At 64.9% G+C, this 13861-nt stretch carries 9 protein-coding genes; 5 read left to right on the top strand and 4 right to left on the bottom strand.

Going from position 1 to position 13861, the window contains the following annotated elements:
• Positions 1–12: 12 nt before the first annotated feature.
• The 3 genes from QZY44_RS29660 to QZY44_RS29650 all read right to left on the bottom strand — a co-directional run bounded on the left by QZY44_RS29660 (position 13) and on the right by QZY44_RS29650 (position 8004).
• The gene (locus tag QZY44_RS29660) at positions 13–5439 is read right to left on the bottom strand and encodes a CARDB domain-containing protein (RefSeq protein WP_295456262.1); all 5427 of its coding nucleotides are present in this window, start codon (positions 5437–5439) and stop codon (positions 13–15) included.
• Positions 5440–6011: 572 nt separating this feature from the next.
• Complete coding sequence (gene folE2 / locus QZY44_RS29655; protein ID WP_295456260.1) at positions 6012–6881, bottom strand: GTP cyclohydrolase FolE2; 870 nt, start codon at positions 6879–6881, stop codon at positions 6012–6014.
• 196 nt (positions 6882–7077) lie between these two features.
• The gene (locus QZY44_RS29650; protein WP_295456258.1) at positions 7078–8004 is read right to left on the bottom strand and encodes a DMT family transporter; all 927 of its coding nucleotides are present in this window, start codon (positions 8002–8004) and stop codon (positions 7078–7080) included.
• Between the two features lie 257 nt (positions 8005–8261).
• Between QZY44_RS29650 and QZY44_RS29645 the strand changes: the two genes are divergently transcribed.
• The 5 genes from QZY44_RS29645 to QZY44_RS29625 all read left to right on the top strand — a co-directional run bounded on the left by QZY44_RS29645 (position 8262) and on the right by QZY44_RS29625 (position 12507).
• Positions 8262–8693, top strand: a complete 432-nt coding sequence (locus QZY44_RS29645) for a cupin domain-containing protein (protein ID WP_295456256.1) — start codon at positions 8262–8264, stop codon at positions 8691–8693.
• 143 nt (positions 8694–8836) lie between these two features.
• Positions 8837–9910 carry a DUF2333 family protein gene (locus QZY44_RS29640; protein ID WP_295456254.1) on the top strand — a complete coding sequence of 358 codons (1074 nt, stop codon included), beginning with the start codon at positions 8837–8839 and terminating at the stop codon, positions 9908–9910.
• A gap of 180 nt (positions 9911–10090) precedes the next feature.
• Complete coding sequence (locus tag QZY44_RS29635) at positions 10091–10441, top strand: hypothetical protein (RefSeq protein WP_295456252.1); 351 nt, start codon at positions 10091–10093, stop codon at positions 10439–10441.
• Between the two features lie 95 nt (positions 10442–10536).
• The gene (locus QZY44_RS29630; RefSeq protein ID WP_295456250.1) at positions 10537–11358 is read left to right on the top strand and encodes a hypothetical protein; all 822 of its coding nucleotides are present in this window, start codon (positions 10537–10539) and stop codon (positions 11356–11358) included.
• A 6-nt stretch (positions 11359–11364) separates the two neighbouring features.
• Positions 11365–12507: a radical SAM protein gene (locus QZY44_RS29625; protein ID WP_295456249.1), complete on the top strand. Its 1143-nt coding sequence runs from the start codon at positions 11365–11367 to the stop codon at positions 12505–12507.
• A 374-nt stretch (positions 12508–12881) separates the two neighbouring features.
• On the opposite strand, the gene QZY44_RS29620 is transcribed toward QZY44_RS29625, so the two are convergent.
• Entirely contained in the window at positions 12882–13421 is a 540-nt protein-coding gene (locus QZY44_RS29620) for an RNA ligase family protein (protein ID WP_295456247.1), read from the bottom strand.
• Between the last annotated feature and the right edge of the window lie 440 nt (positions 13422–13861).

The raw sequence follows: 13861 nt of genomic DNA, 5'->3' as shown, positions 1-13861 counted from the left end.
ATATCCCTGCGCTCATGGTCCCACAACTGCGCGCCAACCGGCGCGGCCGGGCAGTGCCTGCGCCATATCGACATAAGTCGCCGTGACGGCCTTCGCGGCAGTGATGTTGCTCAAGGTGCAAGTCCTTCCGGCTTGGCCCGCGCAGTCCCCGCGCCAACCGGCGAAGCCATAACCGGGGTTGGCGGTGGCCGCACAGAGGCTCGTGCTGCCCTCGTCCACCGGGTTGGGCGTACAGCTTGCCACGCCGCCTGCTGCGGGCGCGGCGCTGGCGGTGATGGCGTAGCTGTTGAGGTTGGTGGTGACAAATGAAAAGGCATCGGTCGCGAAGCCGGCACCACCCGACATGATCTCCTCGCCCGCCTCCAGATCATGCAAGTACCAGGAGCGATCCAGATACCCGCGCGCCAAGGCATCCCTAATGAAGTCATTGAGATCGAGATTGACGGCAGTCACCCGCTGCGGCTGCCGGTAGGCGATGTACTGCCAGTTACGCCCCGCGTTGGGTGCGTCATACCAGACCTCCCAGGTGGCGCCGCCGATGGTCGTCGTAGCAACCCGCGTACCGCTTGGCACCATGCCGTTGGAATCGAGCCAAATCATCAATTCGCCGCCGCCGTCATAGCCGAGTTGCGCATCCGGTGCCTGGCGAGGACTGAACCAGGCCTCGGCCGCGATATTTCCGGTGACGGAGGGCGCGGGCGTGACGCTCCAGCTAAAGGGCGCCCTGGCGATCCTGCCGATCGCCACCGGCATGCCGCTATTGGTCGTACAAGTGGCCCAATGGCATCCCCGAAAAATCGATGGGTAAGAAGCGACCGTGGTGGCATTGTGCGCCGATTGTGACACCGCGAAACCCGCGACCGTCGGGTCGACCTTTACACATTGGGTAGTCGTCGCGTTCCACACATTGTTCTGGACACTATATTCCCCTTGCATCACGGGGACGGTGCCGAACTGTTGACATTCTTCGACCGCCGAGGGGCCGAATACCGGATAGGCCTTGGCGTACTGATTGTTAGTCTCGTTGGCCTCTGACGCCTGGCAGGCGCTGTCAACGAAGGCCCGCAGGGTCTTGGCGCCGGCGACACCTGCGGGCAGACCGGTGACCGTGACGGTCTGGCTCTCGCCAACCGCGAGGCTCGGCAGAGCAGCCGATTGGTCACCCACGGCGCCGCAGAACTGCGCGCCGGTCTGGTCGCCCCAGACCTGGAGTGCCCCCGGATTGCCGGCAGCCGTACCCTGGTTCGTCACCGTCACCGCGGCACTGAAGGTGCCGTTGGCGCTTGGGCTGGCTGGAGTCAGGGTGACGCCGGTCACGATGAAATCGGGTGCCACGACCGTATAGGGCTGGGTGGTCTGATTGTTGGTGGTGTCGCTCTCCGCAGCCGAACAGGCGCTGTTGATGAAGGCGCGCAGGGTCTTGGCCCCAGCCGCACCCGCCGACAGGCCGCTGAAGCTGACCGTCCGGATCGCGCCCACCGCCAGGGGCGACAGGGTGCTCGTTTGATCCCCCACCGCACCGCAGGGTTGGGCGCCCGCCTGGTCGGCCCAGACCTGGAGGGTCCGCGGCTCCCCGGCCGCCGTACCCTGGTTCTTGACCGTGACATCGACATCGAAATAACCGTTGACACTCGGGCTGCCGAGCGGCAACGAAATCCCGGTAACCACGAAGTCGGGCATCTGACCGATCCCGAGGACCTTTCCCGGATTGGCGTTATCCGTGGTGGTGCCGTCGCCGAGTTGGCCATACGCATTCGAACCCCAAGCCCAGAGCTTACCGTCGGTCGTGAGGACCAGGGTGTGAGCGCTAGAGCCGCCCGCTACCGCCGCGACCCCGCTAAGCGCCTGCAACGGACTCAGACGATTCGTGGTCGTGCCGTCGCCGAGTTGGCCATATGCATTCCAACCCCATGCCCACAGGCTGCCGTCGGGCTTCAGCGCCAGGGTATGAGCAGCACCGGCCGCCACGGCCGCAACCCCGCTTAGAACCTGGACCGGAGTGCCTCGATACGTGGTTGAACCATCGCCGAGTGCGCCAGCCCCGTTGTACCCCCAGGCCCACAGGCTGCCATCAGGCGTGAGTGCCAGGCTGTAATTACTACCGGCTGCCACGGCCGCAAACCCGCTCAGGACCTGGATCGGAGTCGCTTGATTGTCGTAGTTCGTGGCGCCACCGAGCTGACCATAGGTGTTATTCCCCCAGGCCCAGAGGCTGCCATCAGTCCTGATGGCCAATGTATGGTAAGCACCTGCCGCCATGGCCGCGACCCCGGTCAGGATGAGAACGGGGCTCGGCTGATCCGTGGTCGTTCCGTCGCCGACTTGGCCACACCAGTTCCAACCCCAGGCCCAAAGCTTGCCGTCGGTCGTGAGGGCCAGGGTGTGATAGGCACCGGCCGCCACGGCCGCGACTCCCGTGAGTATCTTGACTGGAGTCAACTGACTCGCGGTTATGACGTCACCAAGCTGACCGTTGCCAAGCTGACCATGCGCGTTCTCCCCCCAAGCCCACAGACTACCGTCGGTCTTGAGAGCGACGGTATGAGCCTCTCCCGACACGACGGTCGCGACCCCAGTCAGGACGCGGACCGGATTCGAGCGATTGTTCCAAGTGCCGTCACCGACCGCAACACCCTGCCCCCAGGCCCACAGGTCGCCGGCAGCATCGATAAACAGACTCTGCCCCCAACCCGCCGCCAGCCGCCGCATATCCGCATTGCCGCCCGGATAGCCGATGACCGTCTGGTTGTCGGTCTCGTCGGTCTCTGCCGTCAAACAGGCGCTGTCCACAAAGGCGCGCAGGGACTTGACCCCGAGCGCGCCGGCAGGCAGGCCGGTGACGGTAAAGGTCTGGCTGGCACCCGCCGCCAGGGTCGGCAGGGCGACTGACTGGTCGCCGACAGCACCGCAGGTCTGCACCGCGGGTTGATCGGCCCATACTTGCAGGGTTCCTGCCGCCCCATCCGCGGTACCCCCATTGGTCACCGTGATCTTGGCCTCGAAGGTGCCATTGACCGGTGCGGTATGCGGATTGACCACGATCTCGCTCACCGAAAAGTCAGGGGCCGGTGCCGACACGTGATAGGCCGTCGCGCTCTGGTTGTTGGCCTCCTCCGTTTCCGGGGTCGCACAAGCGCTGTCGACAAAGGCGCGCAGGGTCTTGGCCCCGAGCGCACCGGCCGGCAGACCGGTAAAGGTGACGGACTGGCTGGCACCCGCCGCCAGGCTTGGCAGGGTGGCGGATTGGTCGCCGATGGCGCCACAGTCCTGCACCGCGGACTGGTCGGCCCAGACCTGGAGCAGCGCCCCGGACGCGGTGGCCACCGTGCCCTTGTTGGTCACCGTCACACTGACGTCGAAGGTCCCGCCAGGCACCGGGCTGCGCGGTTTCAACACCACCGCGCTCACTGCCAGGTCGATGTCCTGCGGCACCACGGTGTAGGGGGTGGCCTGCTGGTTGTTGGTCTCGTCGCTCTCCGTGGTCTGGCATTGGCTATCGATGAAGGCGCGCAGGGTCTTGGCGCCGGCCACACCTGCCGGCAGACCGCTGACCGTGATCGTCTGGCTCTCGCCGACCGCGAGGCTCGGCAGCGTCGCCGATTGGTCACCCACCGCGCCGCAGAACTGCGCGTCGGTCTGGTCGGCCCAGACCCGGAGTGTCCCCGGATTGCCGGGGGCCATACCTTGGTTCGTTACCGTCACCGCGGCGTCGAGGGTGCCATTGGCGCTTGGGCTGCTCGGCGTCAGGGTGACGGCGGTTACCACGAAATCGGGGGCCACGACCGTGTAGGACTGGACGGTCTGGTTGTTGGTGGTGTCGGCCTCCGCAACTGAGCAGTCACTGTTGATGAAGGCGCGCAGCATCTTGGGGCCACCGACCCCCGACGACAGGCTAAAGGTAACGGTCTGGCTCTCGTCCACCGCGAGACGCCTCAGGGTCGCGGCTTGATCGCCCAGGGCCGGGCAGCCCTGCGGCGCGGACTCGTTGGCCCAGATTTGGAGTGTCCCCGGCTCGCCGACCACCATGCCCTGGTTCGTCACCGTCACATCGGCACTGAAGGTGCCGTTGATACTCGGACTACCAGGCGTCAGTAAGACACTGGCGACCACAAAGTCGGGTAGTTGACCAAATCTGCGGACGCCCCCCGGACTCGAACGATCGATCGTCGTACCGTCACCGAGCTGACCTCCGGGATTAAACCCCCAGGCCAAGAGTTGACCGTCTGTCGTCAAGGCAAGGCTGTGGAACCCCCCAGCCGCCATAGCCGCGATCCCGGTCATTACCTGGACCGGGGTGGTCGGGTGGATCCCATTGTCGAAGGCACCAACGCCAAGTTGGCCAACCGCGTTGGACCCCCAAGCCCACAGACTGCCGTCGGTCTTCAGGGCCAGGGTATGATCTTGTTTTCCTCCGGTTGCGGCCACGACTCCGGTTAGGACCTCGATCGGATTCGGGCTAGTCGTGATCGTACCGTCACCGACCTGGCCTGAGTTATTCGCCCCCCAGGCCAACAGTTTACCGTCTGTCATAACGGCGAAGCTGTCGCCCCCCCCAGACGTCACGTTCGCAACTCCGGTCAGGACCTTGATCGGAATCAGACTATCCGTAGTCGTGCCGTCTCCGAGCGAGCCAGCCAAGTTGCACCCCCAGGCCCACAGGCTGCCATCGGTCTTGACTGCCAGCGTGTATGGCGCTCCGCCCGCCACGGCCGCAACCCCGGTCATGACCTGGGCGGGTAGCCCCGTACTCGTGGCGATACCAAGCTTGCCACATGTATTCGATCCCCACGCCCACAGGCTACCATCACTCTTGATTGCCAGCGTGTGATTATGTCCGGCCGCCACGGCCACAACCCCGGTCATAATCTGGACCGGAACTAGACTATTGATCCCAGTGTCGTGACCGAGTTCGCCATTCGCGTTATTGCCCCAGGCCCACAGGCTGCCGTCGGTCTTGATGGCCAGGGAGTGGAAAGTCCCGGCCGCCACGGCCGCGACGTCGGTTAGCACATGAACCGGACTTTCGCGGTTTGTGGTCGTATTATCGCCGAGCTGGCCATACCAATTATCCCCCCAGGCCCACAGGTCGCCAGTGGCGTCGATAAACAGGCTATGTACGTTCCCAGCAGCCAACCGCCGCATATCCGCATTGCCCCCCGCGGCAACCGCCGCCACCAGAGGCGAGGTCAGCAGCTGGTTCAGCGCAGTGGCATTGACCCGCACCGTAAGGCTGGCCTCGCCCGGCACATGCAGCGGCGAGTCGTAGGACCCGGCGGTCAATCCGAGCAACAGGTCCTGCGCCGCCTGGTCCCAGTCGGCCGGCAGGGGGGGCACCGCGGCGCCTGCCGGTGCGTTCAGGTCCACCCGCACCTGCACCCACCCAGCGATCGAGACCCGATCGCGCAGCGCCTGCTCGGTCACCGCCGGTGTTGCGGCCACCGCGAGCGAATTCCGTCCGCACCAGGGCGCCGCCAAGCGTCAGGCAAAGGACCATGATCGAACAGAAGCCGATGGCTCCGGCGTATCGGGTGCCCTGCATAGAACGGTGCCAAACAGATCGGACGGACATGACTCATCCCCCTCGCTGCGCGTGTCGTTGGCTGCGTGCTACATCTATTGTTTGCAGTGGTCCCGGCCAGCCGGTCTTGATGGGCTCGGCACTGCCAATGGCACCGGGTCAGCGACGGATGGTGCAGCGGCTTAGGCCGTCCAACCCGGCGCGGGGACCTGAACGCCCCCGTTTACATCAGGGTTGAGCGCGCTTGGCAACCTTTACGCGTCAGAAAAAGCGAGCAGCACCAATGACCAACGATAATGGTCTGGTCTTATTCTTGCCTCTGGCGGGGTAGGCGATGGGTGGTCGCGTGACAGCGGTCCCGCCCAAGCCCTCCATGGCTTGGCTTTCCGGCGGCAGGCCCAACGCCTTGCGACCACCCGTCGCGGCCTGGGGACCGCTGCTGCGGCGGTAGGCGCGGCCCCCAGGCGCGACGAAGTCACCCGGATTGCAATGCTTAGAGCGACGCCTCCGCGATCCGCGCCTCCGCCTCTTTGTCGCGCTCGATCAGTGCATAGGCGGAATGGTTGTGGATCGACTCGAAGTTCTCGGACTCCACCACATAGGCCGCCACCCGCTCATCGGCATTGAGGCGGGTGGCCACGTCGCGCACCATGTCTTCCACGAACTTGGGGTTGTCATAGGCGTGCTCGGTGACGAATTTCTCGTCCGGGCGTTTCAATAGCCCATAGAGCTCGGATGAGGCCTCGCGCTCCACCAGCTCGATGATGTCCTCGATCCAGATGAAGCCGCGGGTGCGCACCTGCACCGTCACATGCGAGCGCTGGTTGTGGGCGCCGTAGGCGGAGATCTCTTTGGAGCAGGGGCAGAGGCTCGTCACCGGCACCACTACCTTGATCTCCAGGGTCGGGACGCCGTCGCGGATCTCGCCGATGAAGGTCACCTCGTAGTCCAGTAGGCTCTCGACACCGGTCACTGGCGCGCGCTTGTTCACGAAAAAGGGGAAGCGCATCTCGATATGGCCGGCCGCGGACTCCAGCCGGGCGGACATCTCCTTGAGCATCTCTGTGAAGGCATCCACGCTCAGTTCGCGCTCATGGCTGTTTAAGATTTGCACGAAGCGTGACATGTGCGTGCCCTTGAAATTGTGGGGCAGGTACACGTACATGTTGAAGTTGGCCACCGTGTGCTGCTCCAGGCCGCCGCGGTCGCGCACCCGCACCGGGTGGCGGATATCCTTGATTCCGACCCGGTCGATGGCGATACGGCGGGTGTCCGCACTCGCCTGCACGTCGGCGATGCCCGGCGCGCAGCAGGGTGCATCACTGGGCCTGGACTCGGGTGTGGATTCGCTTGCTTGCTGCATGCAGTCTTCCTCGACGGGACCTTTCGGCCTGATTGATCCGGCAACTGGGTGTCCGGCGACGGCCAGACAACCGCGCAAACGCGCGGTTAGGCGTCCGCGGCCGCAACCCCGGACACCTCAGCGCCTGGCAAACCGATTATTATCGGGTGTTGGCCCGGGCTAGGCAAACCAGGTGCGCTGCGGGCGGCGTCCCGTCTCAGCGCCGCCTAGCCATTGCCTGATAGGCGCCGCTGGACAAAAAAACACCTAAGGTGACCGCCGCAATTCCGATGTAATCGACCGGTTTGGGCGTTTCACCGAGCAGCGGTATCGCCGCCAGCATCGCCAGCACCGGGACCAGTGAGGCGAAGCTGGCGCCCAACGAGGCCCCCAGAATGCCGACCGCCCTGGTGTAGGCATACAGCGAAACGATCGCCACGAACACGCCCTGATAGACAGTCTGGATGATGAGTGCGCTCCAGGGTGCGGCGGCCAGGCGGTGCGGCAGCCACAGTGCGTAGACCGGCAAATACCAGGCCGCGGACACGACTGAGACGACGGCGGCGGCGTGTAATGCCGTGAAACCCTTGGCTCCGGCGCGGCGCATGGCCACCGTGAAGCTGGCCCAACACAGGGCCGCCAGGAGAAACAGCAGGTGGCCGCGCCACCAGCCCGCGGCGAAGTCGGTCAGACCGGCGCCGACGAAGATCACAATGCCGACCGGAATCAACAGCAGCCCGACCCGACGCGACTCCGAAATCGGTTCGTGCAGAAAGAGCATCGCGAGCGCCGCGGTCCACAGGGGCATGGTGCCGGGGATCAGTGCACCGGCGTGGGCGGCCGGCGCAAATTGCAGTCCACCGGAGGCGATGAGTACATAGGGCACCCCGGCGCCCGCACAGATCACCGCCAAGAGCGGCAGGCCGACCTGGCGCACCGCGAACCCTTGGCGGATGACGATCGGCAATAGCAGCGCACCGGCACAGCCGAACCGCAGTGCCGTGATATCGAAGGGTGAGAGTGAGGTGGTCACGCCGAAGCGGGTCAACAGGATCCAGCCCACCCAGATCGAAATGGCGAACAGCCCCCAAAGTGCGCCCGTGACATAGGATGCAGGCGGCAGGGTCGGGTCGGTCGAAGGCATCTGAGGTCCGGCGGGCGGGGCGACAGGGCGCGTGGCGGCAGGCAAGGGGCGAGCGTTGGTGCCGCCCTGGTAGGTGGCTGGCGTCCGCGGTGCCGTCGCAAAGACCACGCAGTGTGGTCATCATACCCATTTTGCTGCGCGTCGTCCTGCGCAGCCGCCGCCGACCGGCTATGCTTGCCGTCTATGGCTGACCCCGTCGTTGCCAGCGGCGGGTCAAGTTGCGTTGTTGTCCTGTTTCAATGGGAGAGGCAAACGACATGAAGATGCAATCGGCGATCGTCGCGTTGGCGTTGGTGCTCGGCGTGCGGGGCGCGGCGGCGCTGGATGCGAGCACGACGGTGCAGGTGACCCCCTTGCTGAAGACCACGACCACTTGGAACGGCGCGCCGCTGGCCTATCCGTCCGGGCCGGCGCAAGTTACCGCGCTGCAGATTGAGATCGCCCCGGGAGGGGAAACCGGCTGGCATCGGCACCCGGTCCCGTCCTTTGCCTTCGTGTTACAGGGCACCCTGGAGGTCACGACGGAAGCCGGTTTGGTGAACCATCTGGAGGCAGGCCAGGCACTCGCGGAAGTGGTCAACACCGTGCACAACGGACGCAATGTCGGCACTGTGCCGGTCAAGCTGGCGGTGTTTTATGCCGGGACCGTCGGGCAAGCGGTGAGCGAGAAGGTACCTCCCGCGCCCTGACATTGCGGCGGCGCACCCGCGATTGCATATACTGTTGCGCGAGTGCGCCCCGGCTGGCGCCGGCGGCAGCCGTGTCGCCAACCGCGCCGGGCGTGCCACTGCATCCCTTCGGTAATGCACTGACCTTAAAGAGAGGAGCCCCTATGAACGAGCCATTGTCAGCGCGACTGCCGCGGTTGGCCGAGTCCGTCGCCAAGCTGGTGACGATGTATCACCCCCGCACCTGGAAAGAGAAGGGCCTGTGGTGGACTGCGGGGCTTTTTCTGATCACTTATCTGGTGGTGGTGGTGATCCTGGGGGTCCTGTGGTCGCGCTCGCCAGGCCCGTTCGACGTGCGGGAAAACGCCCTGAAGCTGGTCGGCAACGACCCGGCCAAGTTGGTGACCGGCGCCGTGACCACGGCCACGGCCATCGGGATCGCCGCGACCCTGCTGGACAAGCCCGGCGGCTATCTGAGCAACGACATCGCCCCGCCCGGCGTCTACCTGGACAATATCCCGAACTGGGAGTTCGGTGCCCTGACCGAGCTGCGCGACCTGACCAGTGCGCTACGCAACGACTTCGCGCGGTCTCAGAGTCAATCGGTGGAAGACCCCGACCTCCAGCAGGCCGAGCCTAAGTTCAATTACGACAACGAGTCCTGGATCTTCCCTTCCTCTGAGTCTGAGTACCGCAGCGGTGTTGCGTGGCTGCAGCGCTATCTGCGGCGGCTCTCAGACGCAAAGCAGTACGACGGTCAGTTCTTTGCCCGCGCCGACAATCTGACCGCCTACCTGCAGGTGGTCAGCAAGCGACTGGGCAGTCTGGGGCAGCGACTGTCCTATGCCGTGGGTCAGAACCAACTCGACACCGCCTTGGCCGGTGACCCGAACGCCCGCCAGTCGACGCCGGTCCCCGCCCAGTCGCGGACCAAGACCCCCTGGCGAAAGATCGACGACTATTTCTTCGAGGCGCGCGGCTATACCTGGGCACTGCTCCAGAGCCTCAAGGCGATGGAGATCGACTTCGCCCCGGTGCTCCAGAACAAGAATGCAGTGGTGTCGATCAAGCAGATCATCCGTGAGCTGGAAAATACCCAGAACACGATCTGGAGCCCGATGATCCTAAACGGCACCGGCTTCGGGCCCATGGCCAATCACTCGCTGGTGATGGCGTCCTATATCTCGCGGGCCAACGCGGCGGTCATCGACCTGCGTAATCTATTGGTTCAGGGGTAGCGTCGGTCTGCCCCTGGGCGGGGGCGTCACGCGCCGCGCCGCCCGCGCAGCGGCTATCGTCTCCGGCGATCTTTGTGATTCAGCGGAACATGATCCGGCGTGTACCCACAAGAGTTACCGGGTGCGCGGCGCCGGTCGCACTGTTAGCATCGAGAAACCGCAAGACTGAGAGGATCACCAATGAGCGACACATCCATGACTGAACCGGGGCCCGCGGCGTACGCGGCGGAGGAGGAACTGCATAGTCGTCGGAGCTTTCTGATCGGACTGGGCCGCTGGTCGAAGATCGTGATCGGCGCGGCCGTGTTTGGCGGCCTGGCCTTACCCGAATCGGATGCCGAGGCGGGTTGGATTAACCGTCGTGGCGGCGGTGGTGGCGGTTGGGTCAACCGCCATGGTGGCGGTTATGGCGGCGGCAGTTGGGTTAACCGCAACGGCGGTGGTGGTGGCGGCTGGGTCAACCGCCATGGTGGCGGAGGTTGGGCCAACCGCCATGGCGGCGGTGGCGGGGGTTGGATCAACCGGCGCTGAGCGAGGCGTTATTCCCATCCGGCCGGCACCGGGACTGCGGTCCCGGGTGCCGGCCTTGAATGCCGCGCACTGGCGCCGCGGGGAGCCAGTTAAGCATGACCAACCAGACAGCGATCCCTCCCGGGGACCATCCGGACTTAGTCCTTTTCAATATCCCCGTCGCCCTGTTTCGCGCCTTTCCAGGACGCCCGGTGGCTCTGCGGACCGCCGACCCTGGCGAGGCCCCGCAACTGCTTGGACCTGAGGTCCCGGCGGAGGTGGCGTTCCTGCAGGTCACGGACCTGACCCAGGACCTGGCGCCGCTCGCGGATTGGGGCGACGGTCTGGCGCTGGATTTGGTCATGGCCGACCCGGCGACCGAACTCCCCTTACTCTACCGCTGCACCGGCTTGATTGACCGCCACCCGGTGCGGGTGACGATACCCTTGATGCCCGGTCTGGCCCGGGCCGTCAAGTTGGCCGTCTCGCTTGGGTTCTCGGTCCGACTGCTCGGCCATCAGCCGACGCCCGACGGTGTCACTGAGGCCCTGCAGGCTCTCGACGGTTATCTGCATAACACCACGGTGGCCCGGCCGGTGGAGCCCTTTCACTCGGTGTTGCTCGGGTTCCTGAACGACTCCCCGCTCGGCCTTTGGTCGCTCCTGGAGCAAGACCCGGACGAGATCCGCATCCTGGACGACCAGGGAACAGTGTCACCCGACCAGGGGCCGGCGTCAGTCACCACTTGGTGCGATACCCTGGTTGCCGACGGGGCCGAGTGCCGCGGCTGCCCTTACCTCAGGCCCTGCGGTGGCTACTTCAAATGGCCCCAGACCGACTATGACTGTGCCGGCGTGAAGGCGCTGTTTGCCGGGCTGCGCGCGGCGGCGGATGAATTGCGCCAGGGCTTGGCCGACTATGCCGCAACCGGGGGTTGAGCGGCCATGGGCGCCCGCGTCTTTTCGCTCATCCTGCTGCCGACCCTCCAGTGCAATGCCGACTGTGACTACTGTTTTGAGGACAAGACCAACGATCGGTTAAGCCTTGCGCGACTCCAGGTCCTGATCGATAAGGTATTGGATCATCTAGTCGAAAAGGACATCTCCGGGCTGCTGATCCACTGGCAGGGCGGCGAGGTCATGACCCTGCCGCCCTCCTGGTTCGCCCGCGCCTACACGCTCATTGGCGAGGCGGCCGATCAGCGCGGGCGGGGTGTGACCCATGGCTTGCAGACCAATATGATCGGCTACAGCGCGCGCTGGGACCCGGTGATCCGCGAGATGTTCGGCAATTGTGTCAGCACCTCGCTGGACTATCCCAACCTCTATCGCCGTCGGCGCGGTCGTGATGCCGGCGACTTCAATGCGGTATGGCTGGAGCGGGTGCGTCTGGCGCGCGCGGCGGGCATTGAGGTGGGTGTCATTGCGGTGCCGAACGCCGCCACCTTGGCGCTTGGCGCCGAGGGTTTCTATCACCAGTTCGTCGATGAACTCGGGATCCGTAGCTTCCAGGTCAACACCCCATTCCCCGGCGGCGAGTCGAACACGGCCAAGGGACTGATGCCGTTGGCGAGCGACACACTCGGGCGCTTCTTTATCGAGTTGGCCGAGGTCTGGCTGGCGCGCGGATACCAGCAGGGGGTGCGTCTGGACCCATTCAACGAACTGCTGGCCTATTTCAGCGGCACCCCCAGGGTGCTGCCATGCATCTGGACCGACGACTGCGCCAACCACATCCTCTGCATCGACCCGCGCGGCAACGTTGCCCAGTGCGATTGCTGGGTGGCGAGCTACCCCGACTATTGGTTCGGCAACATCTTTGAGTGTGACAGCCTAAGCGCTATGTTGGCCGCGAGTCCGGTGCGTGAGCGTTTCCACCAGCGCCCGATGGCCTTGGTCGCGCGCGACTGCATCGACTGCGATTTCCTGGCCCTGTGCCACGGCGGCTGTCCGGTACGGGCCTTTTCGGTGCATGGGACCCTCTTCGAGAAGGACCCCCACTGCGCACTCTATCAGCGGCTATTCGGGCACATGGCGTCCGCCGCGGCACGGCTGGCCCGCGCGGCGGCCTGTGGCGCTCGGGGCTAGGCGCGTACTCTTCGGGGCTGCCATTGCCAACGCCCATTGGCCGCGCTTTGCGTGCCGTGCGAGGTTGGGGGTGGATTCATGAATCGCACGGCGCCGCCAATGATCCACCATGCCCTGAGCAAAATTGGCCTGCACCAGTTTGGCCCGCGCCTCGCACCAATCGGCCGAATCCCGACGGATCACGATCCCCTCGATTGGCCCTTGGCGGTAGCGGCTGGGTCGGGTGGCGAGCAGGTGCTTGAGCGCGGCAGAGTAAAGCGCCGGTGTTCGAGCGTTGGCACCAGGGCTAGCCCCAACGAGGATGCCAGCGCATCACGGCGGGGTGTGCTCCAGAACCGCTCTTTTCCGCGGTGATAGACATCGAACAATAGGAATCAGTCAGGCAGCCCGGCATAGTCCAGTGAATGCCGCGCTGCACAGCACGCGCCGAAGAGCATCAGATTGGCATTGAGTGCATCGCTGAGTCTGAAACGATGGGCCGCCAGCCAGGGAGCGAGACGGGAAAACTGACCCGTCAGTGGATGAATCAAGTACTGACCCCAATTCTGTGCGCGCAACTCGCCGTCCGGACCCAGTGACAGACCCAGGTTGGTACCGTCGAGTTTCTCCTCGACCACCAGTTCGGCCGCCAACAAGCCGTCAACCTCGCGGCGCGTCAAGAGCTTATCGTCGCGCGGCAGCCATTGACCCAGCCAGGCGATGTGGGGGGGCTGTGGAAAACGAGTTATCCTATAGCGCTCGATGGCGGCGACGATGTGCCCGCCGATGAAGTCGGTGGTGTCTTCCAGCATCCATATGAAGTCGTGGGCGCTCTGCATCGCCGCCAGCGGGATGGCGGAGGCGCTGGTGCCGTCCGCCAGCAGAGAGACCGGGGCATCGGCATTGTGTCCTCGCACTGCGTCCCGGAAAGCCATATTCTGGCACGGTGTTCGCCCGCGAGATCCAAATCGAGCAACCCACTGGAGCGCCGGATCGGTGCCGACGATCGCCTGGGCGGACGCCGCTCCAGCTCTAGGCGCAGCTCGGTGGTGCGGCGGCCCGGGGCCGCGTCGTGGGCGAGGGGGGGCAAGGTCAGGTCTTGCAACCAACCATAGTCAGCCAACACATGATTGCAAGACCTGCCCCCTCGGCTGAGAACCTGCAGGAGCTAACCGCCTACACCATCATTGGCAATCAGGTCAGTCTTTACTCATACGCCAGGTTCGCGTATAGCGCGCGACGTCATGACGGGGTTGCCATTAATCACCACGTGTAGATGTCGATACGATTCGCGAAACAATAGCCGTTATGCAGTTTCGTGTCGTCTATCGAAAACCCCGCGTTCTTCTGGGTCGCAAGGGCCAACTGCGCCTGG

Source organism: uncultured Thiodictyon sp., from assembly GCA_903837595.1.
In the GTDB taxonomy this organism is placed as follows: Bacteria; Pseudomonadota; Gammaproteobacteria; order Chromatiales; family Chromatiaceae; genus Thiodictyon.
This window is presented reverse-complemented; position numbering and strand designations above follow the sequence as displayed.